Source organism: Streptomyces sp. GB4-14, assembly GCF_022696125.1.
Taxonomy (GTDB): domain Bacteria; phylum Actinomycetota; class Actinomycetes; order Streptomycetales; family Streptomycetaceae; genus Streptomyces; species Streptomyces werraensis.
Genome location: NZ_RZHO01000002.1, coordinates 773,315 through 796,470 on the forward strand (window position 1 = coordinate 773,315; position 23,156 = coordinate 796,470).

The 23,156-nt window shown below is 73.8% G+C and carries 28 protein-coding genes; 5 read left to right on the plus strand and 23 right to left on the minus strand.

Going from position 1 to position 23,156, the window contains the following annotated elements:
- Positions 1-11: 11 nt before the first annotated feature.
- The 5 genes from ELQ39_RS04775 to ELQ39_RS04795 form a co-directional block, all read right to left on the minus strand.
- A complete protein-coding gene (locus ELQ39_RS04775; RefSeq protein WP_242591110.1) occupies positions 12-1,061 on the minus strand; it encodes an MBL fold metallo-hydrolase in 1,050 nt (349 codons plus the stop codon).
- A complete protein-coding gene (locus ELQ39_RS04780; protein WP_242591111.1) occupies positions 1,058-2,302 on the minus strand; it encodes an aminotransferase class I/II-fold pyridoxal phosphate-dependent enzyme in 1,245 nt (414 codons plus the stop codon). Before ELQ39_RS04780 ends, ELQ39_RS04775 begins: the two co-directional genes overlap by 4 nt.
- Before the next feature lie 162 nt (positions 2,303-2,464).
- Entirely contained in the window at positions 2,465-3,334 is an 870-nt protein-coding gene (locus ELQ39_RS04785) for a hypothetical protein (RefSeq protein WP_242591112.1), read from the minus strand.
- A 148-nt stretch (positions 3,335-3,482) separates the two neighbouring features.
- On the minus strand, positions 3,483-4,283 hold the full coding sequence (locus ELQ39_RS04790) for an RNA polymerase sigma factor SigF (protein ID WP_242591113.1): 801 nt from the start codon (positions 4,281-4,283) through the stop codon (positions 3,483-3,485).
- A 146-nt stretch (positions 4,284-4,429) separates the two neighbouring features.
- Complete coding sequence (locus ELQ39_RS04795; protein ID WP_242591114.1) at positions 4,430-4,570, minus strand: hypothetical protein; 141 nt, start codon at positions 4,568-4,570, stop codon at positions 4,430-4,432.
- Positions 4,571-4,752: 182 nt separating this feature from the next.
- Here ELQ39_RS04795 and ELQ39_RS04800 point away from each other — a divergent pair, with 182 nt between their 5' ends.
- The 3 genes from ELQ39_RS04800 (at position 4,753) to ELQ39_RS04810 (ending at position 6,270) form a co-directional block, all read left to right on the plus strand.
- The gene (locus ELQ39_RS04800) at positions 4,753-5,145 is read left to right on the plus strand and encodes a DUF2795 domain-containing protein (protein ID WP_242591115.1); all 393 of its coding nucleotides are present in this window, start codon (positions 4,753-4,755) and stop codon (positions 5,143-5,145) included.
- 22 nt (positions 5,146-5,167) lie between these two features.
- Positions 5,168-5,593 (plus strand): CBS domain-containing protein, encoded by a 426-nt coding sequence (locus ELQ39_RS04805; protein WP_225627286.1) that lies wholly within the window; start codon positions 5,168-5,170, stop codon positions 5,591-5,593.
- Positions 5,594-5,724: 131 nt separating this feature from the next.
- Positions 5,725-6,270: a type 1 glutamine amidotransferase domain-containing protein gene (locus ELQ39_RS04810; RefSeq protein ID WP_190001552.1), complete on the plus strand. Its 546-nt coding sequence runs from the start codon at positions 5,725-5,727 to the stop codon at positions 6,268-6,270.
- A gap of 54 nt (positions 6,271-6,324) precedes the next feature.
- On the opposite strand, the gene ELQ39_RS04815 is transcribed toward ELQ39_RS04810, so the two are convergent.
- Complete coding sequence (locus ELQ39_RS04815) at positions 6,325-6,612, minus strand: DUF6158 family protein (RefSeq protein WP_190001551.1); 288 nt, start codon at positions 6,610-6,612, stop codon at positions 6,325-6,327.
- Positions 6,613-6,652: 40 nt separating this feature from the next.
- Positions 6,653-8,272, minus strand: a complete 1,620-nt coding sequence (locus ELQ39_RS04820) for an ABC-F family ATP-binding cassette domain-containing protein (RefSeq protein WP_190001550.1) — start codon at positions 8,270-8,272, stop codon at positions 6,653-6,655.
- Between the two features lie 156 nt (positions 8,273-8,428).
- Between ELQ39_RS04820 and ELQ39_RS04825 the strand changes: the two genes are divergently transcribed.
- Positions 8,429-9,250 (plus strand): methyltransferase domain-containing protein, encoded by an 822-nt coding sequence (locus ELQ39_RS04825; protein WP_242591116.1) that lies wholly within the window; start codon positions 8,429-8,431, stop codon positions 9,248-9,250.
- A gap of 32 nt (positions 9,251-9,282) precedes the next feature.
- Here ELQ39_RS04825 and ELQ39_RS32660 read toward each other — a convergent pair whose 3' ends face one another.
- The 14 genes from ELQ39_RS32660 to ELQ39_RS04895 form a co-directional block, all read right to left on the minus strand.
- A complete protein-coding gene (locus tag ELQ39_RS32660; protein ID WP_026243351.1) occupies positions 9,283-9,540 on the minus strand; it encodes a gas vesicle protein K in 258 nt (85 codons plus the stop codon).
- A 170-nt stretch (positions 9,541-9,710) separates the two neighbouring features.
- Positions 9,711-9,899 carry a gas vesicle protein gene (locus ELQ39_RS04835; RefSeq protein WP_006130875.1) on the minus strand — a complete coding sequence of 63 codons (189 nt, stop codon included), beginning with the start codon at positions 9,897-9,899 and terminating at the stop codon, positions 9,711-9,713.
- Entirely contained in the window at positions 9,896-10,708 is an 813-nt protein-coding gene (locus ELQ39_RS04840) for a GvpL/GvpF family gas vesicle protein (RefSeq protein WP_190001549.1), read from the minus strand. Before ELQ39_RS04840 ends, ELQ39_RS04835 begins: the two co-directional genes overlap by 4 nt.
- A complete protein-coding gene (locus ELQ39_RS04845; protein WP_033273739.1) occupies positions 10,705-11,040 on the minus strand; it encodes a gas vesicle protein in 336 nt (111 codons plus the stop codon). Before ELQ39_RS04845 ends, ELQ39_RS04840 begins: the two co-directional genes overlap by 4 nt.
- Positions 11,037-12,335 (minus strand): SRPBCC family protein, encoded by a 1,299-nt coding sequence (locus ELQ39_RS04850; protein WP_242591118.1) that lies wholly within the window; start codon positions 12,333-12,335, stop codon positions 11,037-11,039. The genes ELQ39_RS04845 and ELQ39_RS04850 overlap by 4 nt, the downstream gene beginning before the upstream one ends.
- Positions 12,335-12,961 (minus strand): DNA primase, encoded by a 627-nt coding sequence (locus ELQ39_RS04855; protein WP_242591119.1) that lies wholly within the window; start codon positions 12,959-12,961, stop codon positions 12,335-12,337. Before ELQ39_RS04855 ends, ELQ39_RS04850 begins: the two co-directional genes overlap by 1 nt.
- On the minus strand, positions 12,958-13,224 hold the full coding sequence (locus ELQ39_RS04860) for a gas vesicle protein GvpG (RefSeq protein ID WP_242591120.1): 267 nt from the start codon (positions 13,222-13,224) through the stop codon (positions 12,958-12,960). The genes ELQ39_RS04855 and ELQ39_RS04860 overlap by 4 nt, the downstream gene beginning before the upstream one ends.
- 4 nt (positions 13,225-13,228) lie before the next feature.
- On the minus strand, positions 13,229-14,002 hold the full coding sequence (locus ELQ39_RS04865) for a GvpL/GvpF family gas vesicle protein (protein ID WP_190001544.1): 774 nt from the start codon (positions 14,000-14,002) through the stop codon (positions 13,229-13,231).
- The gene (locus ELQ39_RS04870) at positions 13,999-14,418 is read right to left on the minus strand and encodes a gas vesicle structural protein GvpA (protein WP_190001543.1); all 420 of its coding nucleotides are present in this window, start codon (positions 14,416-14,418) and stop codon (positions 13,999-14,001) included. Before ELQ39_RS04870 ends, ELQ39_RS04865 begins: the two co-directional genes overlap by 4 nt.
- Before the next feature lie 64 nt (positions 14,419-14,482).
- Complete coding sequence (gvpO, locus tag ELQ39_RS04875) at positions 14,483-14,929, minus strand: gas vesicle protein GvpO (protein WP_190001542.1); 447 nt, start codon at positions 14,927-14,929, stop codon at positions 14,483-14,485.
- Between the two features lie 121 nt (positions 14,930-15,050).
- Positions 15,051-15,977, minus strand: coding sequence for a non-homologous end-joining DNA ligase (gene ligD / locus ELQ39_RS04880; RefSeq protein WP_242591121.1), 927 nt, complete (start codon positions 15,975-15,977; stop codon positions 15,051-15,053).
- A complete protein-coding gene (locus tag ELQ39_RS04885; RefSeq protein WP_242591122.1) occupies positions 15,974-17,821 on the minus strand; it encodes a transketolase in 1,848 nt (615 codons plus the stop codon). Before ELQ39_RS04885 ends, ligD begins: the two co-directional genes overlap by 4 nt.
- The gene (locus ELQ39_RS04890) at positions 17,818-19,434 is read right to left on the minus strand and encodes an NAD(P)/FAD-dependent oxidoreductase (RefSeq protein ID WP_242591123.1); all 1,617 of its coding nucleotides are present in this window, start codon (positions 19,432-19,434) and stop codon (positions 17,818-17,820) included. The genes ELQ39_RS04885 and ELQ39_RS04890 overlap by 4 nt, the downstream gene beginning before the upstream one ends.
- Positions 19,435-19,580: 146 nt before the next feature.
- Positions 19,581-19,994 carry a phage holin family protein gene (locus tag ELQ39_RS04895; RefSeq protein WP_242591124.1) on the minus strand — a complete coding sequence of 138 codons (414 nt, stop codon included), beginning with the start codon at positions 19,992-19,994 and terminating at the stop codon, positions 19,581-19,583.
- A gap of 121 nt (positions 19,995-20,115) precedes the next feature.
- Here ELQ39_RS04895 and ELQ39_RS04900 point away from each other — a divergent pair, with 121 nt between their 5' ends.
- Positions 20,116-20,463: a VOC family protein gene (locus ELQ39_RS04900; RefSeq protein ID WP_242591125.1), complete on the plus strand. Its 348-nt coding sequence runs from the start codon at positions 20,116-20,118 to the stop codon at positions 20,461-20,463.
- A 21-nt stretch (positions 20,464-20,484) separates the two neighbouring features.
- Here ELQ39_RS04900 and ELQ39_RS04905 read toward each other — a convergent pair whose 3' ends face one another.
- Together ELQ39_RS04905 and ELQ39_RS04910 are read right to left on the minus strand one after the other, a co-directional pair.
- The gene (locus tag ELQ39_RS04905; RefSeq protein ID WP_242591126.1) at positions 20,485-22,455 is read right to left on the minus strand and encodes a DUF5107 domain-containing protein; all 1,971 of its coding nucleotides are present in this window, start codon (positions 22,453-22,455) and stop codon (positions 20,485-20,487) included.
- 62 nt (positions 22,456-22,517) lie between these two features.
- A complete protein-coding gene (locus tag ELQ39_RS04910; protein ID WP_190001535.1) occupies positions 22,518-23,075 on the minus strand; it encodes a GNAT family N-acetyltransferase in 558 nt (185 codons plus the stop codon).
- Positions 23,076-23,156 lie beyond the last annotated feature (81 nt).

Genomic DNA, 23,156 nt, shown 5'->3' on the forward strand with positions numbered 1-23,156 from the left:
CCTGCCCCGGGTCAGGCGAGGACCCGCGACCCGCCGACCGGCAGGTCCCACAGCCGGTCCCGGGGCAGCCCGGCGGCCTCCCAGGCCGCGCGGACCCGGGTGAGCGGCTCGAGGACCGGCTCCGCGGACAGCACGAACGTGCCCCAGTGCATGGGCGCCATGTGCCGCGCCCCCAGGTCCTGGGCGGCGCGCACCGCCTCCTCCGGGTCGCAGTGCACGTCGGCCAGCCACCAGCGCGGGTCGTACGCGCCGATCGGCATCAGGGTCAGGTCGATGCCCGGATAGCGGCGGCCGATGCGGGCGAACCAGTGGCCGTAGCCGGTGTCGCCCGCGAAGTGCACGCGGTGGCCGTGGGGCGCGGTGAGCACCCAGCCGCCCCACAGCGAGCGGCAGGTGTCGGTCAAGGTGCGCTTGGACCAGTGGTGGGACGGCACGAAGTCGAAGCGGACGCCGTCCAGTTCGGCCGCCTCCCACCAGTCGAGCTCGGTGACCCGGGTGAACCGGCGGCGGTGGAACCAGCGGCCCAGGCCCGCCGGCACGAACATCGGGGTGTCGCGCGGCAGCCGTCGCAGGGTCGGGGCGTCCAGATGGTCGTAGTGGTTGTGGCTGATGACGACCGCGTCCACGCGGGGCAGCGCCTCCCAGGCTACGCCGACGGGGGTGACGCGGGCGGGCGTGCCGAGGATGCGCCGGGACCACACCGGGTCGGTGAGCACGGTGAGCCCTCCGATCCGCACCACCCAGCTGGCGTGGCCCGCCCAGGTCACGGCGAGCGTGCGGGCGTCCACGTGGGGCACCGGGCCCGGCGCGTACGGCAGGTCGGGGATGCCGGCGAGGCCCTCGGGGCCGGGCCGCACCGCGCCCTCGCGGGCGAAGCGGGCGAAGGCCTTGAGGCCCGGCAGCGGGGCGGTCAGCCGGTCGTGGAAGGCGCGGGGCCACACGCGGCGCTCGGCGAGCGGACGCGGTTCGGCGAGCGGCGGGTTCGGGCGGTCGTCACGGGCCGCGGGGCCGGCGTCCGGTGCCGTGGCCGTCGTTCTGGTCGACTCGTGCCGCTGCGTCATCGAGAGGACTCCCATCGCCGAGCGTCGTCACGGAGATCGTCGAAGACCGATGCCACCTGGTTCAACGCGCGTCCCACCCGTGGCAGTTCCGCCGGTTCGTCCGCGTCCAGGCACATCGCGCGCTCCTCGGGCGTGTCCCCCAGCAGGGGCGCGGTGCACAGCCGTACGCGCGGTGTCTCGAGGTCGTCGCCGAACCGGTGGCCTCCCGCAGCGGGCATGCCCAGGCGGCCGGTGAGGAAGTCCTCCAGCTCCTGCGCGTCGCCGACGCCGCGCGCGGCCAGCGCGGGCGCCAGCGGGGAGAGGTCCACGTACAGGTGCCGTCCGCACTGCGGGGGCCGGGCCAGGGCGCCCGCCGCGACGACGGCCCGGTGCGCGGCGGCGGCCACCCGCGCGTGCGTCCGCACGGACGCGGCGACGCGCGCGGTGACCGGCTCGGGCTCGGACAGGGCGTACCCGGCGGCCGCGGCGACGGGGGCCGCCACGCGCGCGTCGAGGGCGGTGAGCACGTCGAGGACGCGTGCGTGCAGCGCGCCGCCCTCCTCGCCCGCCGGGAAGCGGGCGACGGCGGCGGGCCAGCCGGGCGGGAGCAGGGAACCGGCGAGGTCGGTGACGACGGTGACCCGGTCGGGCAGCATCTCGGCGGGACTGAGCAGCACCGTGCCGTGCGGGTCGTGCAGCGTGTCGCGCCAGGTCTCGTCGCTGACCAGGTGCAGGCCCTCGTCGGCCGCGGCCTCCAGCGTCTCGTGCAGCAGTTCGGGCGGGGCGACCGTCGCGGTGGGGTCGTCGGCCACGGACAGCACAAGGAGACGCGGGTCGCGGCCCTCGGCGCGCATCCGGCGCACGGTCTCCAGCAGCGCGTACGGGTCGGGCACGCCGCCGCTCTCGGCGGGGGTCGGAACGTGGAAGACGGGTCTGCCGAGCAGCCGCGCGTACGGCGCCCACCAGGAGGCGCACGGCCTCGGCACCAGGACGTCCCCGTCGATGGCGGCGGTCAGGGCGGTGAGCAGGGCGGGTGAGCCGGGGCCGAGGGCCGTGCGGTCGGGGGCGGCGGGCAGCCCGCGGCGCTCGCCGTGACCGCAGGCCGCGTCGATCAGGGCGGAGCCGCCGCCGACCGGTTCGGGGCCGACGCGGGAGGCGGCCGCCGCCAGCACCCCGGCCAGCTCGGGCAGCACCGGCAGCCCGTCGTCGGGGAGCGGCGGCCCGAAGCGGACCGGGCCGTGGCCTTCCGGGTGCGTCCGCATCGCCACCTCCGCGCAGTTGCCAGTGCCCGGCGCCGTGTCCCGGCGTCCGTCCGTGCCGTCCGTGCAGTCCTCGGCGAAGTCAGTACCCCGGGACCGGCCCGTCATGAGCACGGTGCCGGATCGGATGCGCCGCCGCACCGGCACGGCCGCCCGGCGGAGGCGTCAGAGGCGCGTCCGGCCGGCGCGCCGGCGGAGCAGCCGGTGCGCGCCGGCGCCGAAGGCGCCCGCGATCAGCAGACCGCCCGCGACCTGGGCGGGCACGGAGTCGGTGAAGGCGCCGCCGCCGCCGGCCTGGACGCCCTGTTGCGCGGTCGGCGAGGGGCAGGGCGTCGACGACGGCTTGTGGGTGGGGGTGGGCTTGTGAGTGGGGGACGGCGAGGTCGTGGGCGGGGCGGTCCAGAGCGGGGCCGCCTCCGGTCCGGCGGCCCCGGGGTCGGTCACCGTGCGGGGCGGGGCCTTGTGGTCCATGGCGCCGGGGTCGGCGGCGTACGGATCGGCGGCGTACGGGTCGGCGTAGGAGTCCGTCGCACCGGGATCCGTGCCGTACGGGCCGGTCCCGCCGGGGTCCGCTCCGGGGTCCTGCGGCGTGCCGGGTGTGCCCGGAGGGCCCGGTACTCCGGCGCGCTCCTCGGCGCCCGCGTCGGGGATCAGCTCCTCCAGCCCGGCGGGCGGCTCCTCCGCCGGTCCGGGCGCGAGCGGGTCGGTCTCCGCCGGTTCCTCGGGGGCGAGGCCCTCGGCGGTGTCGAGGGACGTGGCGCCGTAGAGGTCGGCCTCCGTGAACTCCTCCACCAGGGTCTCCGGCTCGTACTCCTCGACGTCGTGCGCGCCCGGCGCGGTCGGGCTCGGCGTCGCGCTGCGGGAGGCGTGCCCCTGCCGGCCGTGCCCGGCGGTCGGGGTCGCGCACGGGGAGGGGGACGCCCAGGAGCCCACGCTGCCGGGGGTTGTCGTCAGGGCGGACGCGGCCGGTGCGAGCGCGCCGAGGACGGTGCCGGCGACGGCGGCGACGGACAGGACTCGGACGGTGCGGCGCATGGTGCGGGCTCCTTCGGCGACGGCTGGGGCGCGGCGGTCGCCCCGGTGCCATCACAGCCCGCCCGTCCCTGCCTCGCGCGCGGCCGGACCCCATTCGCGGGACCGGACGCACCCGCGTGGGTGAGGAACGGGCTTCGGCGCCTCCCGCTCACTCCTCGCCGGTGTCGCCCATCACCTGGTCGCGAACCCGGCCGCAGCTGCGGCTGATCAGCCGGGAGACGTGCATCTGGGACAGGCCCAGCTCCTGCGCGATGCTGTTCTGCGTCATGTCGTCGAAGAAGCGCATGTAGAGGATCGCCCGCTCGCGCTCGGGGAGCTCGGCCAGCCGGTCCCTGACCGCCTCGCGGTCGACCACGGTGTCCAGCGCGGGGTCGGGGCCGCCCAGGGTGTCGCCCAGGGACCAGCCGTCTCCGCTGCCGGGCACCTCGGCGTCCAGGGACAGCGCGCTGAAGCTCTCCGCCGCCGACTGGCCGGTGCGCACCTCGTCCTCGGTCAGCCCGGCGTGCCCGGCGATCTCGGCGACGGTGGGGCTGCGGCCCTGGACGGTCTGGGAGAGGTCCTGGGAGGCGTGCCGGACGCGGTTGCGCAGCTCCTGGACGCGGCGCGGGACATGCAGGGTCCACATGTGGTCGCGGAAGTGCCGCTTGATCTCTCCGGTGACGGTCGGCACGGCGTAGCTCTCGAAGGCGTTGCCGAGGTCCGGGTCGTACCGGTCGACGGCCTTGACCAGCCCCAGGGCGGCGACCTGGCACAGGTCGTCGTAGCTCTCGCCGCGGCTGCGGAACCGCCCGGCGAGGCGGTGGGCCATCGGGAGCCAGGCCCGTACCAGCTCCTCGCGGAGCGCGTCCCGCTCGGGCCCGTTGGGCAGGGCGGCGAGCCTGCGGAAGTCCGCCGCGGTGTCGGGTGCGTCGTGATGGGGATGCGTCTTGGCGCCTGTTCGGCTCGGCATGGTGCGTCGCACTCCCTAGGAGGTGCTCGGGGACGGACGGTCACCGTGGCGGACGCGCCCGCCGGAACAGGGACGTCCGGGGCGGTTCTGCCGCCGCCACGGACGTGCCTCCTGTCCGAAGCACTTCCCGTGCGCGTTCCCCGGTGTCAGCCGTGCAAACCTCCCACCGGCCGGTCGCGTGGTTCGGGATCCGCCTCACGGGGCGGCAGGACGTGCTCCTCGTAGCGGCCCAGCAGCAGGATCACGCCGAGCATGAGGAACGGGACGAGCAGCGCGAGCACCGCCATGACCGGTCCTTCCGGAAGCCGCGTGGGGGGCGGACCGTCCGGGTCTCCCCCGGCCCCGGCGTCAAACCACGACGGCAGGGACCCGCCCCCTGAGGCTCGGCCCGGATCGCCTCCCGTGACCCGGTGTCGGCCCGCGCTCCTCGGGTACGCGGTGCGCACCCCCGAAGGATCTGGAGGGAGACATGCAGCGAGGCAGCGACCGGCTCAGCGTCCACCGTGACGACGAGATGAAGCACGAACTGCAGGGCCTGCTGCGGTCCGGACATCCCACCCGCACCGAGGAATGGCACGACCCGGAGCCGTTCGCCGACGACGACCCCGACGTGGCGCGCGGACCGGTGACACCGGGCCGGGACCCGTCGTCGCTGGAGACGGTGCGACTGGAACTGGCCCGCTCCCTGACCCGCGGGGACTTTCCCGCGGGCCCCCGTGAACTCATGCGTGCCCTGGACCGGCGGCACGCCCCCGACGCGCTCGTCGAGGCGCTGGAGCGGCTTCCCCGCAAGGAGCGGTACCACAGCGTCCAGGAGCTGGCCCAGGCGCTGACCGGGGTCCGGGAGACCGAGACGGCTTGACCGGAAAGGAGGCCCGCCGGCCATGGCCGAGTTCGTGAAGGACGTCATGACCCCCGGCGTGGTCGCGGTCCGTCCGGACGCCTCGGTCGTCGAGGCCGCGCGGCTGATGCGCGGCCAGAACATCGGCGACGTGGTGGTGGCGGACGGACAGCGCGTCGTGGGGGTGGTCACCGACCGGGACATCACCGTGCGGGCGGTGGCCGAGGGCCGGGACCCGTACGCGGTGAGCGTCGGGTCGGTGTGCACGCCTGACCCGCTGACGCTGGCCCCGGACGACCCGGTGGCGTCGGCCGTCGCCCTGATGCGGGAGCACGCGGTACGGCGGATCCCCGTGGTGGAGGGCGGGCTGCCCGTCGGTCTGGTGACCCTCGGCGACCTGGCCGAGGCCCGGGACCCCGGGTCGGCTCTCGCCGACATCAGCCGCGCGGACCCCGACGTCACCGGCTGACGCGACGAGCACGGCGGATCGGCACGGATCGACATTCGGGTCGGCACGGACGACGGACCGGTACGGACGACAGACCGACGCAGACGACAGACCGACGAAACGACGAAACGACGAAGGGACGTAGCGCCATCATGCGCATCGCATTTCTGACCGCACCCGAGGGTGTCGAGCAGGTGGAGCTGACCGAGCCCTGGAAGGCGGCCGAGCAGGCGGGCCACGAGCCCGTGCTGGTGTCGACGCAGTCCGGGGAGATCCAGGCGTTCAACCATCTCGACAAGGCGGACACCTTCCCCGTGCAGGAGGTCGTCGGCGACACCTCGGCGGACTCCTTCGACGGCCTGGTGCTGCCCGGCGGGGTCGCCAACCCGGACTTCCTGCGGATGGACGACAAGGCCGTCGCGTTCGTGCGGGACTTCTTCGAGCAGGGCCGGCCGGTGGCCGCCATCTGTCACGCGCCGTGGACGCTGGTCGAGGCGGACGTCGTGCGCGGCCGGGTCCTGACCAGCTGGCCCAGCCTGCAGACCGACCTCCGCAACGCGGGGGCCACGTGGGTGGACGAGCAGGTCAAGGTCTGCGACCACGGCTCGAACAAGCTGGTCACCAGCCGTAAGCCGGACGATCTCAAGGCGTTCTGCGAGACCTTCCTGGAGGTGTTCGCTGCGGAGCGCGCCTCGTAGCCGCGCAGGTGCCGACGACGGGAGTCCCGCTGGAGCGGGACTCCCGTCCGTCGTTCACGTGCCCGAGGCGGTCGGCGTCGCGGAGTCCGAGGCGGTCCGCTCCCGGGCGCCCTCGCGGGTGCGGCCGGGCGCGACGGGGCGGTGCGGGTTGCGCCGCAGGTACTCCCCCTCCAGCTGCGCCATGCGCTCGTTGTGGGTCCGCAGCGCGTCGTTGGACCCGTACAGCAGCGTGTCGTGGCGCGTGCGGTGAATGGTCTCCAGCTCCTTCATGAGCTGCTGGTCGTCCAGGCGGCTCGGGTCGACTCCGGTCATCGTGGTGCCCCGCTCGTCGTGTGCGTTCATGCGTCCCGGGTACCCGCGCCGCGCCCCGGGCCACCACGTGTCAGCGCGCGCGTTCCACCCGGCGTTCGTCCCAGACCGGCTCCGGGGTCTCACGGACCCGGCCGTCGCTGCCGAAGACCAGGAACCGGTCGAAGGAGCGGGCGAACCAGCGGTCGTGGGTGACGGCCAGGACGGTGCCCTCGAAGCTCTCCAGCCCCTCCTGCAGGGCTTCCGCCGATTCCAGGTCGAGGTTGTCGGTGGGCTCGTCGAGCAGCAGGGCCGTGACGCCCTGGAGCTCCAGCAGCAGGATCTGGAAGCGGGCCTGCTGTCCGCCGGAGAGCCGGTCGAAGGTGCGCTCCGCCTGCTGGGTCAGCTCGTAGCGGCGCAGCCGGGACATGGCGGCGCCCCGGTCCTGGGCGTGCTCGGTCCACAGGATGTCGAGCAGCGTGCGGCCGATCAGCTCGGGGTGGGCGTGGGTCTGGGCGAAGTGCCCGGGCACCACGCGCGCGCCGAGCCGCCAGCCGCCGGTGTGCGCGACGTCCTCGCCGGCCAGCAGGCGCAGGAAGTGCGACTTCCCGGAGCCGTTGGAGCCGAGCACCGCGACCCGCTCGCCGTAGAACACCTCCAGGTCGAACGGCTTCATCAGGCCGGTCAGCTCGAGCCGCTCGCAGGTGACGGCGCGGACACCGGTGCGGCCGCCCTTGAGGCGCATGCGGATGTCCTGCTCGCGCGGCGGCTCCGGCGGCGGTCCCGCCTCCTCGAACTTGCGCAGCCGGGTCTGGGCGGCGCGGTAGCGTGACGCCATGTCCGGGCTGTTCTCGGCGGCCTGCCGCAAGGTCAGCACCAGCTTCTTCAGCTGGGCGTGCTTCTCGTCCCAGCGGCGGCGCAGTTCCTCGAAGCGGGCGAAGCGCTCGCGCCGCGCCTCGTGGAAGGTGGCGAAGCCGCCGCCGTGCACCCAGGCGTCGGCGCCCGCCGGGCCGGGTTCGAGCGAGACGATCTTCTCGGCGGCGCGGGCGAGGAGTTCCCGGTCGTGGGAGACGAACAGGACCGTCTTGCGGGTCTCCGCCAGGCGCTCCTCCAGCCACCGCTTGCCGGGCACGTCCAGGTAGTTGTCGGGCTCGTCGAGCAGCAGCACCTCGTCGGGGCCGCGCAGCAGTGCCTCCAGCACCAGCCGTTTCTGCTCACCGCCGGAGAGCGTGCTCACCTGCCGCCACTGGGCCTTCTCGTAGGGGACGCCCATCGCGGCCGTGGTGCAGATGTCCCACAGCGTCTCGGCCTCGTAGCCCTGGACCTCGGCCCAGTCGGAGAGGGCCTGCGCGTAGCGCATCTGGGCGGCCTCGTCGTCGACGGTCATGATGGCGTGCTCGGCGGCGTCCACCGCGCGGGCGGCCTCGCGGATACGGGGCGGCGCCACGGACACCAGCAGGTCGCGCACGGTGGTGTCGTCCCGTACGGAGCCCACGAACTGGCGCATCACGCCGAGGCCGCCGGTCACGGCGACGCTGCCGCCGTGCGGGGCGAGCTCGCCGGAGAGGATGCGCAGGAGGGTCGTCTTGCCGGCGCCGTTGGGTCCCACGAGGGCCATGACGGCCCCCTCCCCCACCCGGAACGACACGTCGCCCAGGAGTGTCCTCCCGTCGGGGAGGTGGTACTCGAGGTGCGCTGCTTCCAGGTGTCCCATGGGCGCGATTCTGCGGGGCGCCGGGAGCGCCTGGCAAACGGGTTTCCGGCACCCCTTCCACCCGATGACCGTTCCATCATGTGAAACGCGTATCTCATCATGCGGCCATGGCAGGTAACGTGACCTTCCGACAACGAGTTGAAAGGGTGGCCCGCCATGCCGCACGCACGGGAGACCGCCGTCTACACGCACGGACACCACGAGTCGGTGCTGCGGTCGCACACCTGGCGCACCGCGGAGAACTCGGCGGCGTACCTCCTCGGGGTGCTGAAGCCCCACATGCGGATCCTGGACATCGGCTGCGGGCCCGGCACCATCACCGCCGGCCTGGCCGCCCTGGTGCCCGACGGACACGTCACGGGACTCGACCGGGAGCCGGGCATCCTGGAGCGGGCGCGCGCGGTGGCCGGCGAGCGGGGCCTGACGAACGCGGACTTCGTGACGGGGGACGTGCACGCGCTGGACTTCCCCGACGACACCTTCTGGGTGGTCCACGCCCACCAGGTGCTCCAGCACGTGGGCGACCCGGTGGCCGCGCTGCGCGAGATGCGGCGGGTGACGAAGCCGGGCGGGTACGTCGCCGTCCGGGACGCGGACTACGCGGCGATGACCTGGTATCCGGGGTCGGCGGGCCTCGACGACTGGCTGGACCTGTACCGGCGCGTGGCGCGGGCCAACGGGGGTGAGCCGGACGCCGGGCGGCGGCTGAAGGCGTGGGCCCTGGAGGCGGGGTTCACCGACGTCACGGCGACGACGGGCACCTGGACCTACTCTACGGCGGAGGAACGCGCCTGGTGGAGCGGGCTGTGGGCGGACCGCACAGTGGCGTCGGCGTACGCGGAGCGGGCCGTGGAGGGCGGGCACGCCACCCGCGCGGAGCTCGAGGCCGTGGCCGGGGCGTGGCGTGAGTGGGGCGCCCGGGAGGACGGCTGGTTCGCCGTGCTGCACGGGGAAGTCCTCTGCCGTAAGGACGCCTGACCGGCGGCGGGACAGGGCCGGCGCCCCGGGTCTCAGTCCCGGGGCAGCAGCGGCCCGAGCGGGCCGAGGTCGAGGTTGAGGTCCTCGGGGCGCAGTCCGTAGCGGTTGCGCAGCTCGGCCATGCGGTCCTCCAGCAGCATGAGGGTCAGCCCGACCCGCTCCTCCTGCTCCTCGGTGAGGTCGCCCTCGTCGAAGCGGCGCACCGCCTGGCGCTCCATGAGCTGGCGGAGCAGTTCCACGACGGTCAGCACCAGCTTCACCAGGTCGCGCTCGACCGTGTCCGGTTCCAGGTCGAGGCGCCGGCGGGGCTTGGGGCGCGGCTCGGCGGGGCGGGGCGCGGCCTGCGGGTGCGCGTCGAAGGACGCCTCGGGATCCAGGGGCGACCGGCCCTCGAAGAGGTCGGCGTCGGTCACCGTGACGGGGTCCGGCGCATCGGGCGCGCGGTGCCGCGGGTCGTCGGTCACGGGGACTCCTCGAAGGGCGAGGGGACGTTCTGGTTCACGGAGCTGATCAGCGCGTTGAGGTCGATGCGGACCAGGTCGACGTCGGCGATGCGCAGCGTGATGTCGCCCGTGATCACCACACCGCCGGCCAGCAGCCGGTCGAGCAGGTCCACCAGGGCGATCTCGCGCCGTTCGACGACGGTCACGTGGTCCCCTCCCCGGCGGTCCTCCCACCGGCGGTCTCCTCGCCCGTGGTTTCCTCGCCCGCGAACGAGTAGGCCGCCCATGGCCCGGTGAGCTCCACCCGCAGCCCCGGGGAGTCGTCCTTCGTCCGCTCCACCTGCTCCACGAACGCCTCCGACTGACCGCGCGGCACCAGATAGGCGGCGTTGAGCACGTTGCGGCCCCGGTGGCCGGACAGGGTCGGGTTCTGCGGCGCGTGCAGCCGCGAGTCCTCGGCGAAACCGGCCAGGGTCCCGTGCAGCCGGGTCGCGAAGGTCTCGGCCCGCTGCCACTGCTCCTCCCGCGACCGCGTCTGCTCCCGGCGCCGGCGCAGGTAGTCCCGCCCGGACATCGCCGCGGGCTGCGGCGCGGGCTGCTCGGGGGCCTGCTCCGGCCCGGACTCCAGGAACACCTTGACGCCCCACTCGACCCGGCCCTCCAGCCGGTCCAGCCGGCGCAGGAAGTTCTCCTCGCGCGCCTCGATCATGGACCGTACGCCGCTGTCGTCGCGGAAGACGGTGCCGAGCCGCAGCGGCAGCGGGGTGGTGACGGTGGTGAGCGCGTCGATCACCCCCTGGTGGGCCCTGGCGACCGAGGTCAGCCAGTCCAGGTCCTCCAGATGTGCCCGCAGCGGCTCCTCCGCGAAGTCCGCCTCGGGCACATGACTGACCACGGCCACCAGGTCGTGGTGCGGCACCAGCCGGGGCGGGTCGCCGCCCACCCCCGTCAGCTGGGCCTGGAGCGGTGTGCCGAAGGGGCGGCAGACCGCGTAGACGTAACGCAGTCCCGTCACGGGGTCTCCTCCTCGGCGCGGCGCGGCTCCAGCTCCTCGAGCCGGGCCAGGCGCTCGCGCAACTCGGCATTCTCGCGGGCCAGTTCGTCACGCCGGGCGCGTGAGGACAGCGCCGGGTCGGACTCCCACCAGTCGATCCCCATCTCCTTGGCCTTGTCCACGGAGGCGACGACGAGGCGCAGCTTGATGGTGAGCAGTTCGATGTCCAGCAGGTTGATCTTGATGTCGCCCGCGATCACCACGCCCTTGTCCAGCACCCTTTCCAGGATGTCGGCGAGATTGGCGCTGCTGCCCTGGCCGTACGGGTCGGGGAGTCGGCTGGGAGTTGTCATCGGCGGCTCCGGCCCTCGGGTTCCTCAGGAGCGGCCTCGTCGGCCGGCTCGTCGTCCTCGTATTCCTCGTCCTCGTCCTCGTACTCCTCCTCCGGAGGGACGCCCTCCTCGTCCTCGTCGTCGGCGGCGGCTTCCTCGTCCTCGTCCTCGTACGGGTCGTCGGGCTCGGCGCCGCCGGCCTCGTCCTCGTACTCGTCCTCGGGCCCGGCGCCCTCCTCGTCCTCGTACTCCTCGTCCTCGTCGTACGCGTCCTCGGGGCCGCCGTCGGTCTCACCCTCGGGAGCTTCCTCGTCGTACTCCTCGTCCTCGGGAGCTTCCTCGTCCTCGGGAGCCTCCTCGTCCTCGGAGCCCTCGGAGTCCTCGGCCCCGGCGTCCTCGTGCTCCCCCTCGGGGCCGCCCCGCTCCTCCTCTTCCTCGGCCAGGGCGTCCTCGTGGCTCTTGACGACCTCGCCCTCGCGGATCTCGCCGCGCCAGCTGTCCTCCGCCTCGCCCTTGATCGTGATGAAGCGGGCGAAGTTCTTCAGGTCGAGCCGGGCACGGCGGCCCTGGGCGCGCCAGATGTTGCCGGTCTTCTCGAAGAAGCCCGAGGGGTAGTACTCGATCACCATCAGGACCCGGGTCAGGTTGTCGGCGATCTTGTGGAAGGAGACGACGCCCTTCATCGTGCCCTTGGCGCCTTCCGTGGACCACGCGATGCGGTCGTCGGGGACCTGTTCGTTCGTCGTGGCCTTCCAGCTGCGGTTGGACCACCAGATCTTCGCCTGCCAGTCCGACGTCGTGTCGTCGGACTTGTTGGCGCTCTTCACGCCCTTGGCGAAGGTGCTGAAGTCCTGGTACTGCGTCCACTGGTCGTACGCCGTGCGCAGCGGCACACCGACGTCGATGTACTCCATGATGACGGTCGGCTTGTTGCCGGAGGACTTCTTGCGCTTGCCCTTGCCGCCGCCCAGGTTCTGCAGGGCGCCCTTGACGCTGTCCTTGGCGCGGGTGGCGCCCAGTTCCACAGCGGTGCGCAGCGGGCCCTTGCCCTCGGCGAGCTTCTTGCCGCCGTCGGCGGCGAGCTTGGCGAAGCCGGGGCTGTTGCCCTCGGCGATGTCGTTGAGCTTGCCGGTGGTCTCGCCCAGCTTCTGGCCGACGCCGGTCAGCAGCCGGGTGGCCTGGGCGGCGAGGTAGTCCTGCAGCTCGGCCTTGAGCCGGTCCGCGGCCTCGCTGTGGGCGAGTTCGGACAGCGGGTTCTTGGCGCCGTCCGCACCGTCACGTGCGGCGGACGTGGCACGCCCGACGGTCTCGGTCATCACTCACCGCCTCCCTTCGAGGGACGAGGGCGGGCGCCGCGCGAGGCGGACGCGGTCTTCTTCGCGGCCGTCTTCTTGGCGGCTGTCTTCTTCGCAGGGCCGCCGGCCGCGCGCTTGGCCGGTGCGGCCTTCTTCGCCGCGGAGCCCTTCTTGGCCGGGGCCTTCTTGGCGGCCTTCTTCGCCGTCCGCGCGGTGTCGGGCTCGCGCCCGCGCCCGCCGTCGTCGTCGTCCCGGTCCTCACCGGCGTCGTCCGGCTCGTGGTCGTCCGGCCCCTCGCCGGTGTCCTCCGCGTCCCGGTCCTCGGCGCCGCCGCCGGAGAGCCGGCCGCGCACCTCCGCGGTGCGGCCGTGCAGGCGGTCGGCGAGCGAGCTGATCTGCCGCTCGACCAGAGCGCCGGAGGCAGCCTTGCCGGCGCCCCGCAGTTCACCGCGGAGCTGGTCGCCCAGCTCCTTGAACTGCGGGTTGTCGCGAAGCTGCTGCGACACCAGGTCGGCGACGGCCCGCGGGCTCAGGTTGAGTTTCTTTCCGGCCACCAGTCCGCCGACGGCCAGCGCCATTTTCAGCTTCTTGGTCCGTCCCAGGAGGTATCCGGCCCCTATGGCGAGGCCCAGTCCCGTTCGATTCATCGTTGTGCCGTCCCGTCCCCTTGACCCGCGCCTGAGCGCGTCGCGATCTCCAACCGGTCCAGGAGTGCGTCCTCCTGTTCGTCGAACTCCTCCTCGGTGATCTCCCCTGCCTCCAGCAGCTCCTCCAGCCGGGCCAGCTCGGCACGGATGGTCGCGGGGTCGTAGTAGATGCGTTCCGCTTCCTGCAGGACCTGCCGGATGGCCCAGGCGCCGCCACGCGCCGGGGCGAGCGGCAGCATCAGCACTTCCGAGATCAGGCCCATCTCGTCACTCCGCTCCGGTGTCCGCCCCCGCGGCCGTGGTGCCCGCCGGCTCGGCAGGGCCGGGCTCGACGAAGCTGTACGGCGGCAGTGGGCCGTTCAGTCGTATCTCCAGGTGGGGCATGTCCGCGCGGGCCTGCTCCACCGCGGCCAGGAACTCCTCCGCCGTCGCGCGCTTCACCAGGTACGAGACGTTGGCGAGCCAGCCGGTGGACTCGGGGCCCACGCTCTCGGCGTCGGCGATGCCGCGCAGCGCGTTCTCCAGCGCGGCGCCGTCCTCGGCCTCCCGGGCCTTGACGGCCTCGGCGACCATCTCGCCGAGGCGGATCTTGTCGTCGTAACTGCCGCCGCCGGACTGCCGGTTGGCCTCCGCGAGGGCGCGGATCTCCGGGTTGAGGGCCATCACGTGGTGGAGGACGGCCTCTTCCACGTGGTTGGCCTTGACGTTGTACTCGACGCGGCCGTCGAGGGCGCGCAGCCGCTCCAGGTAGTGGTCGGCGCGTTCGGCGAGGACGGAGGTGACGGTGTCGTCGTCGGGGGCGACGCTGCCGAACCGCATGGGCAGGACGCAGCCGCCCGCGCCGATCTCGCTGAGCACGTTCTGGTGGGCGAGCAGCTCACGCCGCTTGGGGCGCAGGCCCTCGGGGGCGTCGCTGACGACGGCCGCCAGATCGCCCTGGGTCAGCACCCGCAGCGGGCGCGCCGGGTCGCCGACCCCGCCCATGCCCTCCGGCAGGGACGGGTGCGAGGCGGCGGTGATGCCGTAGACGTACGTGCTCACTCCTGCTCCTCCTTGCGCCGCGACGTGCTCTTACGGGCCCGGGGGCGCGACTCCGTCTCGCCCTCGCGCCCCTGCTTGAAGGCGTCCGAGATGGTCTCGGCGGCGCCGGAGAGGGCTCCCTTGGACTTGCCGCGGGCGCCGGACTCGGTCACCTCGCCGACGATCTCGGGGAGCCCGGGGCTCTTGTTGGGCCCGGACTCGAGGTCGAGCCGGTTGCACGCCTCCGCGAAGCGGAGGTAGGTGTCGACGCTCGCGACGACGACACGGACGTCGATCTTGAGGATCTCGATGCCGACCAGGGACACGCGCACGAATGCGTCGATGACGAGCCCCCTGTCCAGAACAAGCTCAAGCACGTCGTAGAGGCCGCTGCTGCCGCCTCCGCCGCCGGACTGCTGTGCCGGTACGACTGTCATGCCGGCCATTCCTCCTCGATGTCGGGGATACGTGGATGTAGGGATGTGCTTGCTGTCGTGCGGCCTAGCGGCCGCCGGGCCTGCGCGCGTCGGCGCGTCCGCGCTCGTAGCGGCGGACCCTCCGGTACCCGGTGAGGTCCCCGTCGGGGTCCAGCTCCACCTGGTAGCTCGCCATCAGGCTCATCGTGTCGGGCACCCGCTCCAGCTCGAGGACCTCGACCTCCAGCACCCAGCCCTCCGAGGTCTGCTCGAAGGAGGACACGGACTCGGCCTCCATGCCGGTGAGCTCCGCGAGCTGCTCGCGCGCCTGGCGCAGCACCTGCATGGGCTTCGGCTTCTTCCGTTCCGTGGTGCTCTCGGTCGTGTCGCTGTCGCTCTCGGGCCGCTTGCGGGGTGCGGTTCGTTTACGGGGCGTACGTGAGGTCCGGGCCTCCTGGGAGTCCTGGCCCTCACGGGAGTCCTGGGATTCCTGTGAATCTTGTGACTCTTCGGTGTTCTTCGTGTTCGACATGGCCACCTCCCCCTCCGTGTGGCCGCAAGTGTGTTCGCCAAACCTCCGAGGGTTCACCCGATCGCCATGTGCGGCTGTCACCCCTGGTCGCGACGGGGTAAGGGGCGACGGCGCCGACGGGTCAGCCGCGCAGTCCGGCGAGCCGCCGACGGGCCGGAGCGAGGGAGCGGCCCTTGCGGTTCAGCCCCGCCCACGGGTCCGTGGCGGCCTGCTCGACGGCGTCCTCCACCGTCCAGCGGCGGGCGTGCAGCTCAGGGTCGTCGAGCTGCTCCCAGGTGACCGGTGCGGCGACGGGTGCTCCCGGCAGGGCGCGGACCGTCCAGGGGGCGACCGCGGTCTGCGCGTACGCGTTGCGCCCCACGTCGAGATAGAGCCGGTCACCGCGGTCCTTCTTGCGGGCCGCGGTGGTGAGCCGGTCCGGGTGGGCGTCGGCCAGCGTGTCGGCGACCTCGCGGGCGAACTCCCGCACCGAGTCGAAGTCCTGGCCGCCGTCGAGCGGCACGACCACGTGCAGACCCCGCGAGCCGGTGGTCATCAGGGCGGAGGGCAGGGCGAGTTCGTCCAGCAGCTCCCCCAGCAGCCGGGCGGCCTCGCGCACGTCCTCGAAGTCGTCGCCGGACGGGTCGAGGTCGAAGACGAGCCGGTCCGGACGGTCCACGTCGTCGGCGCGGGAGAGCCAGCGGTGGAGCGTGATGCTCGCCTGGTCGACCAGGTACAGGAGGGTCGCGGTGTCGTCGCACACGGTGTGCGTGACCGTTCCGCCCTCCTTGCCGACCTTCACCCGGGTGATCCAGTCCGGGTAGCTGTCGGGGGTGTTCTTCTGCATGAAGGCCGGGCCTCCGATGCCGTCGGGCCGCCGGTCCAGCATCAGCGGCCGGCCCCGCAGGTGGGGCAGCATGTGGCGGGCGACGGCCCGGTGGTACTCGACGAGGTCGCCCTTGGTGTACTCCCGGGCGCCGTCGCCGCCCGGGAGGAGCACCTTGTCCGGGCGGTGGATCTCCACCCGGCGCCGGCCGGCCCGTACGGTGCGCGAGCCGCCGTCGCTCACGACACGATCGCCTCCCCCACCAGCAGCCTGCCGGCCGCGGCGATCGACGCGGCGTCGATCCCGGCGGCGTGCAACTGCTCCTCGGGCGCGGCCGAACCCGGCATGTTCCGCACGGCGAGCCGCACCAGCCGGGGCACGGGACTCCCGTCGCCGAACGCCTCGGCGACCGCGTCGCCGAGCCCGCCCTCGGGGTGGTGGTCCTCGACGGTCATCAGACAGCCGGTCTCCTCGGCGGCCGTGCGCAGCGTCTGCACGTCGACGGGCTTCACCGAGTACAGGTCGACGACCCGTACGGCGATGCCCTCCTCGGCGAGCGCGTCGGCGGCGGCCAGCGCCTCCGGCACGGTGACGCCCGCGGCGACCAGGGTGAGCCGGTCCTGGCCGGAGGAGCGCAGCACCTTGCTGCCGCCGACGGGGAACTCCTCGTCGGGGCCGTAGATCACGGGGCTCTCGCCGCGCGAGGTGCGCAGGTAGCGGATGCCCTCCAGACCGGCCATGGCGGCGACCAGGCGGGCGGTCTGGTTGGCGTCGCACGGGTACAGCACGGTGGAGCCGTGCACCGCCCGCATCATCGCCAGGTCCTCCAGGCCCATCTGGCTGGGTCCGTCCTGGCCGATGGCGACGCCCGCGTGCGATCCGACGAGGTTCAGACCCGAGCCGCTGACCGCGGCCATCCGGACGAAGTCGTGGGCGCGGGTGAGGAAGGCCGCGAACGTGGACGCGAACGGAAGCCAGCCGCGCGCGGCGACCCCGACCGCGTCGGCGACCATCTGCTGCTCGGCGATGTAGCACTCGACGTAGCGCTCGGGGTGTTCCTTGGCGAAGTACTCCAGACGGGTGGAATCGCCGACCTCGCCGTCCAGGGCGACGACGTCGTCACGCGCGGAGCCCAGGGCGGCCAGCGCCTCGCCGAAGGCGTCACGGGTGGCCACGTCCTCGCCGCGCTCCCAGCGGGGCAGCTGGGGCGTGGTGATCCGCCGGGCGGGGGCCTCGCCGTCGGCGGGCGGCGCCTGGACGGTGATGCGCAGGTCGCGGGGGCCGCCCAGTTCGGCGATCGCGTCCTCCGCCTCCGGCAGCGGTTTGCCGTGCAGGCCCTCCCGGTCCTGCACGGACTCCACGCCCTTGCCCTTGAGGGTGCGGGCGAGGATCGCGGTCGGCTGGCCCCGGGTGGACAGCGCCTCGCCGTACGCGCGGTCCACCGCGTCCACGTCGTGGCCGTCCACCTCGACGGTGTGCCAGCCGAACGCCTGGAAGCGGCGTGCGTAGGCGTCCAGGTCGTGGCCGTGCCGGGTGGGGCCGCGCTGGCCGAGCCGGTTGACGTCCACGACGGCGGTCAGGTTGTCCAGGTTCTCGTACGCGGCCTGCTCGGCCGCCTCCCACACGGAGCCCTCGGCCAGCTCGCTGTCGCCGCACAGCACCCACACGCGGAAGCCGGTGCGGTCCAGCCGCTTCCCGGCGAGCGCGATGCCGACGCCGACGGGCAGTCCCTGCCCGAGGGAGCCGGTCGCCGTCTCCACCCAGGGGAGCTTGCGGGGCGTGGGGTGGCCCTCGAGGCGGCTGCCGTTCTCGCGGAAGGTGAGCAGCTCCTCGTCGCCGATGACGCCGGCCGCCTTGTAGGTGGCGTACATCAGCGGGGAGGCGTGGCCCTTGGAGAGGACGAACCGGTCGTTGGCGGGGTGGTCGGGGCGCTCGAAGTCGTAGCGCAGGTGGCGGGCGAAGAGGACGGCCATGAGGTCGGCCGCGGACATCGACGACGTGGGGTGCCCGGAGCCGGCCGCGGCCGCCGCCCTGACACTGTCCACCCGCAACTGCTGTCCGAGTTCGACGAGATCACCGGTGTTCATGCGTCTCCTTCGGTAAAGCGGTCGGTGCGCCGGACGGGCCCGGGCGCCACGTCGGGGCCGGGCCCCGGCTGGTCGGGGGGCGGCGCGACGTCGGACGTGCCCGCGGTGGGCCGGTTCTTCGCGGGCTCGCCACCCGGCTGATTCTTCGCGGGCTCGCCACCCGGCTGATTCTTCGCGGGCTCGCCACCCGGCTGGTTCCTCGCCGGCTCGCCCCCCGGCTGGTTCCTCGCCGGCTCGCCCCCGGACCGGGTCTTCACGGATTCGCCGTCCGGCTTGCCGTCCGTGTCCGCCGGGCCGGCGCTCCCGGGCCGGCCCGGGACGCGCGCGACCTCGGGGGAAGCGGTGTCCAGCGGCACGGACCAGGACCGTACGAGCCCCAACTGGACGGCCTGCCGCGGCAGTACGGCGTCCAGCAGCCAGTCGGCGGCCACCCGCACCCGGTTGCCGGGCATCGCGGCGAGGTGGTAACCGCGGGTCACCGCCCCTGCCGCCACCCCGGAAAGATTGACGCCGAGCGGATTCGCGGCGGCCTTGGCGCCGCCGAGGTCCACCACGAACCCCAGGTCCTTGTGGCGGTACGCCTGCCGCTCCCCGTCGCCGAAGGACGCGGCGATGTTGTGCGCGCAGACCTTGCCCTGCCGCCAGGCGTGCTGGGCGGTCATCGGGGTGTACGAGCCGGGGTTCTCCAGGTCCGGCACGGCGGCCGCGTCACCGCAGGCGAAGACCTCCGGGCGGCCCGGCACCTGGAGGTGCGGGTCGACCAGCAGCCGGCCGCGTTCCATCGGCAGCCCGAGGGACTCGGCGAGCGGGTCGGGGCGTACGCCCACGCACCACACGAGGGTGCGGGTGTCGACGAACTCCCCGTCGGTGAGCAGCACGCCGTCGGAGGTGGCCTCCTTCACGGAGGTGCCCATCCGGACGTCCACGCCCCGCTCCCGCAGCACCGTGTCGGCGGTGCGGGAGAGGCGTTCGTCCAGCTCGGGCAGGACCCGGTCGGCGATGTCGAGCAGGATCCAGCGGGGCCGCATGCCGGTGCGCAGCGGCTGCTTGGCGACCTGCGCGTCGGTGAAGAGCTGGCCGTGCGCGGCGACCTCGGTGCCGGTGTAGCCGGCGCCCACGACGACGAACGTGCACCGGGAGGAGCAGCGCCTCCGGTCGTCCGTGGCGGCGGCCAGCTCCACCTGGCGGGTGACGTGGTCGCGCAGGTACAGCGCCTCGGGCAGGCCGCGGAAGCCGTGCGCGTGCTCGGCGACGCCCGGGATGGGCAGCAGCTTGTTGACGCTGCCGGCGGCGAGCACCAGCCGGTCGTAGGAGAGGGTGCCGCCCTCGCCCTCGGGGCCGGAGTAGTGCACCTGGCGGGCGTCGAGGTCGATACGGCCGGCCTCGCCCAGCACCAGCCTGACGTGCGGGAGCGTCCCGGAGAGGGACACGGTGACCCGGCGCGGTTCGAGGATCCCGGCCGCGACCTGGGGCAGCAGGGGCAGGTACAGGAAGTAGTCGGTCGGGTTGAGCAGGACGATCTCGGCCCGGCCCCTGGCCCTGCGGGACAGGATCTGGGCCGTGCGGTACCCGGCGAAGCCGGCACCGACGATCACAATGCGGGGTCGACTCACGGTTCGCCTCCGGCGCGGTCGCGTACGTCGGGAGACTTCCGCGTCCCCCTGTGCGGGACCGCCAAACGTCGGACCCGTTCCCGGCGGGGCGGCCCGGGTGCGGCCGCGTCCTTCGACGCCCGCCGCACGAAGGCGCCGCCCCGGCTTCAGCCGTCGCCCCGGGTGTGGTCGGTGCCGACCGTGGGCGGCGTGGACGGCACCGGGGGCACGGCGGCGGAGCCCGTGGCCTTCGTCCCGCCGGTCACGCCGGTCGCGGCGGCGCCCGGGGTGTTCGGACGGGCCGCCGTCCGCAGGACGAAGGCGACCGCCGCCAGGATCACCGCCGTGACCAGGGCCGCCGCCCAGCCCGGGAGCACCAGGTCGAGGGCGAGGCCCACGGCGAGGGCGACGGCCGCGCCCGCGTACAGAGCGGCGGCGCCGGAACCGGCGTAGAGGGCCGCCTTCCGGCGCTGTCCCCGCGTCTGCTCGCGGAGTTCCGCGCGTACGGACTCCCGTGCCACATGGGCCAGTTCGTCCACCAGATGCTTGTCCAGGTGCTGCATGTGCTCCAAGCGCTGCATGACGCCCGGGTACCCGTGCCCGGGACCCGGTAACTCGCCCCGGGCGCACCGCGGGAGGCGGTCGTGTGGAGACCGGCACCGTCCCGCACGCCGCCCGGGGCGTCCAACTACCCTCGGACGCATGGAGATTCTGGGTGCCACACTGCGCGTCTGCGTCGACGACATCGAGACCGCCATCCCCTTCTACGAGCGGCTGGCGGGCGGGACCGCCCTGCGGTTCGAACGTGAGGGCGTCCAGGTCGCCGCGGTGGGCTGCTTCCTGCTGATGAGCGGTCCCGAGGCAGAACTGGACGTGCTGCGCAAGGTCGCCGCGACCATCGCGGTCAAGGACGTCGACGAGACCCGTCAGGTGCTGGAGGAGATGGGCGCGGCCGTCCTCGCCGGACCGCTGCCCACCCCCGTGGGCCGTAACCTGATCGCGCGCCACCCGGACGGGGCGGTCTACGAGTACGCGGACCGCCGCGTCTGACCTTCCGTCACGGATGTCTCGTCACGGCGTGGGCCGCATCCGGAAGTCGTACCGGTCCGGCAGCGGTTCGTCCGTGAGCCGCGCCCACAGCCGTCCGATCACCTCGTCGCCCTCGCGCAGGTCGGCCACCTCGAAGCCCGCGTCGAACACGGCGCGGGCCTCCTCGTTCCGTCCCTCGGCGAGCAGCAGGCCCGCCTCGACCAGCCGGAAACGTCCGCGGGCCCGGGTGGCGGGAGCCAGCCGCTCCCACACCGACCGCGCGTCGGCCGTACGCCCCACCGCGAGCAGCGCCTCGATCGCCTCCCGTCCGAGGGCGGCCACGGCGGCGGTCCACTCCCCCGCCGGGTCGCCGTCCGCGTCCCCGGCCTCGCGGCACAGGTCGTCGAAGGCTCGCACATAGTGGTCGGCGGCGCGCTCCGGGTTGCGTTCCTCCCGGTCGGCGACGGCGAGGCAGCGCAGGACGGGCCAGGAGGGGCCGTCCTGCGCCAGGCCCCGCTCCCAGCTGCGCACCGCCTGCGCGCGGTCGCCGCCGTGCCACTGGGCGACGCCCAGGTGGTACTCGGTGAGCCCGGTCGCGGGCGCCGTCTCCAGCATGTCCCGCCAGTGCCGGGCGACCAGCGTCCCGCCCGGAGGCCGGCTCTCGGGCGGCTCGGGGAAGGAACCGGCGCGCAGCAGACGCAGCCAGGGCCGCTGCTCCTCGCCCAGGGTGCTCTCGTCGAAGGGCGTGCCGGGCAGCTTCCACCCGGCCCGCAGCACCTCGAGCGCGCCCCACCCCGACCCGGCGGCCAGCCGCTCTCCGGGGTCGGTGTCGGCGCACCGCAGCCAGGCCGTGTAGGCCGCGTCGACGTCCGCGCGCGGCAGCACGCCCTCGAGACGGGCCTCCGCCTCGTCGAGGACGGCGCCCCACTCCCCTTCGCGCCGTGCCTCGAAGGGCCCGTACGCCTCCAGCCAGGACACCTCGCTCTCCGGCTCCAGGCGGACGTGCTCCAGCTGGGTGCGGGCGAGGCCGGCCTGGATCTCGCAGTAGCCGCCGGTGCCTGGTTCGGTGAGCCACTGCTGCCAGCTCCGTCCGCCTGGCCCGCGCCCCCACACGAACAGCTTCCGGCCGCGCAGGGTGTCGGTCGAGGTCTGCACGAGCCCGTGGCCGTCGGCGTCCAGCGCGGCGATCCAGCGGCGACGCTCCCCGGGGACCTCGTAGAAGTAGTCGGCGGCGTAGGTGCTGTTGGGCGGATACGTGCGGTCGACGCCGTCGTACTCGGGGACGGGGACGCGGCGCAGGCGCTGCTCGTAGCCGAAGTGGTAGGCCTCCTCGGCGGGGGCGAGGACGCGGCAGTCCTCGGGGACGGCGATGTTGGACCACCAGTACGTCGGCACCTGCCGCTCGTGCGGGTTGCGGATCCGCGCGCCGACGTAGAGGAAGTCGGAGCCGTCGGGCAGCCACAGGTCGACCTGGAAGGGCAGGTCGCGCAGCCGCTCCCACTCCCACAGGCGGAGCATCTCCCCGCCGTCCGGGGCGGGGACGCGGGCCGCGTGCACGGGCGAGCAGGACAGGGTGGTGTGGCCGGTCGCGCCGATGTTCCACTCGATGCCGCCGGAGAACCAGGCGCCGTTGAGCGCGAAGTTGGCGGGCTGGAACACCGGGTTCACATACAGCAGTTCACGGCCGGTGGGCTTGTGGACGAGGGAGGCGATCCGGCCGCCGAGGCCGGGCAGGACCGTGGCGCGGAGGCGGTCGTTCTCGATGACGAGGGCGCCGAGGGACCGGGGCGCGCGGTCCCGGTCGTAGCCGTCGCGCACGGGGACCGGCAGCAGGCTGTGCAGCGGGGCGTAGCCGATCTGCCGGGCCATGTCGCGCGGCAGGTCCTTCTTGTCGCGGTCCTCGATGCGGTGCATCTCGTCGAGGGGACGCAGGGCGGGCAGCGGGTTGTCGGGGCCGAGGCGCGCGGCCGGCAGCGTGAGTACCTCATGTCGGATCGTCGTCACGATCTCCATGGAAGCCCCCGGACGCCCGCCTGAACAGAGGCCGTGACGAGCGGCTTTCGCGTGGTGCGCGGTCAGCTCTCCCCGGTCAGCATCTCGGTGGTGAGCGCCCAGCGTTCGTGGTCGCGCCACGCGCCGTCGATGTGGAGCATCTTCGGGGAGAAGCCCTCCTTGCGGAAGCCGCAGGCGCGGGCGAGGGCGATGGACGCGGTGTTGCCCGGCTGCACGTTGATCTCCAGCCGGTGCAGCCGCATCGGCCCGAAGGCGTACCGCACGACGAGGTCCAGCGCCTCGCGCATCAGCCCGCGTCCGGCCGCGTGGGCGAAGGCGCCGTAGCCGAGGGCGCCGCAGAGGAAGCCGCCCTCGACGATGTTGTTGATGTTGACGAAGCCGGCGAGGGCGCCTCCCGCCTCCTTCTCGCAGACCAGGAACCCCGCCTTGGCGGGGTCCTCGATCAGCCGCTGCGCGTAGGCGGCGTAGGCGGCAGGGGTGTCCGGCGGGAACAGCCAGGGGTGGTGCAGGTCCTTGCTCTCCCGGGCCCGCGCGGTGAACTCCGCGGCGTCGTCGTAGGTGAAGGGGCGAAGGCCCACGCGGGGGCCTTCGGTGAGGTAACGGGAAGCGGTGTGCGGCACCCTGTCACCCTACGACGCCGGCGCGCGCCGGGCAGGACGCCCCCGGCCCTGCCCGGGGCCGCCGTGTCCGGCTCGGCCCCG

Bases quoted from the DNA above. Each gene is read 5' to 3' on its own strand.
- ELQ39_RS04775 (WP_242591110.1), bottom strand. From the start codon at position 1,061: ATGACGCAGCGGCACGAGTCGACCAGAACGACGGCCACGGCACCGGAC.
- ELQ39_RS04780 (WP_242591111.1), bottom strand. From the start codon at position 2,302: ATGCGGACGCACCCGGAAGGCCACGGCCCGGTCCGCTTCGGGCCGCCG.
- ELQ39_RS04785 (WP_242591112.1), bottom strand. From the start codon at position 3,334: ATGCGCCGCACCGTCCGAGTCCTGTCCGTCGCCGCCGTCGCCGGCACC.
- ELQ39_RS04790 (WP_242591113.1), bottom strand. From the start codon at position 4,283: ATGCCGAGCCGAACAGGCGCCAAGACGCATCCCCATCACGACGCACCC.
- ELQ39_RS04795 (WP_242591114.1), bottom strand. From the start codon at position 4,570: ATGGCGGTGCTCGCGCTGCTCGTCCCGTTCCTCATGCTCGGCGTGATC.
- ELQ39_RS04800 (WP_242591115.1), top strand. From the start codon at position 4,753: ATGCAGCGAGGCAGCGACCGGCTCAGCGTCCACCGTGACGACGAGATG.
- ELQ39_RS04805 (WP_225627286.1), top strand. From the start codon at position 5,168: ATGGCCGAGTTCGTGAAGGACGTCATGACCCCCGGCGTGGTCGCGGTC.
- ELQ39_RS04810 (WP_190001552.1), top strand. From the start codon at position 5,725: ATGCGCATCGCATTTCTGACCGCACCCGAGGGTGTCGAGCAGGTGGAG.
- ELQ39_RS04815 (WP_190001551.1), bottom strand. From the start codon at position 6,612: ATGAACGCACACGACGAGCGGGGCACCACGATGACCGGAGTCGACCCG.
- ELQ39_RS04820 (WP_190001550.1), bottom strand. From the start codon at position 8,272: ATGGGACACCTGGAAGCAGCGCACCTCGAGTACCACCTCCCCGACGGG.
- ELQ39_RS04825 (WP_242591116.1), top strand. From the start codon at position 8,429: ATGCCGCACGCACGGGAGACCGCCGTCTACACGCACGGACACCACGAG.
- ELQ39_RS04845 (WP_033273739.1), bottom strand. From the start codon at position 11,040: ATGACAACTCCCAGCCGACTCCCCGACCCGTACGGCCAGGGCAGCAGC.
- ELQ39_RS04850 (WP_242591118.1), bottom strand. From the start codon at position 12,335: ATGACCGAGACCGTCGGGCGTGCCACGTCCGCCGCACGTGACGGTGCG.
- ELQ39_RS04855 (WP_242591119.1), bottom strand. From the start codon at position 12,961: ATGAATCGAACGGGACTGGGCCTCGCCATAGGGGCCGGATACCTCCTG.
- ELQ39_RS04860 (WP_242591120.1), bottom strand. From the start codon at position 13,224: ATGGGCCTGATCTCGGAAGTGCTGATGCTGCCGCTCGCCCCGGCGCGT.
- ELQ39_RS04870 (WP_190001543.1), bottom strand. From the start codon at position 14,418: ATGACAGTCGTACCGGCACAGCAGTCCGGCGGCGGAGGCGGCAGCAGC.
- gvpO (WP_190001542.1), bottom strand. From the start codon at position 14,929: ATGTCGAACACGAAGAACACCGAAGAGTCACAAGATTCACAGGAATCC.
- ELQ39_RS04885 (WP_242591122.1), bottom strand. From the start codon at position 17,821: ATGAACACCGGTGATCTCGTCGAACTCGGACAGCAGTTGCGGGTGGAC.
- ELQ39_RS04895 (WP_242591124.1), bottom strand. From the start codon at position 19,994: ATGCAGCGCTTGGAGCACATGCAGCACCTGGACAAGCATCTGGTGGAC.
- ELQ39_RS04900 (WP_242591125.1), top strand. From the start codon at position 20,116: ATGGAGATTCTGGGTGCCACACTGCGCGTCTGCGTCGACGACATCGAG.
- ELQ39_RS04905 (WP_242591126.1), bottom strand. From the start codon at position 22,455: ATGGAGATCGTGACGACGATCCGACATGAGGTACTCACGCTGCCGGCC.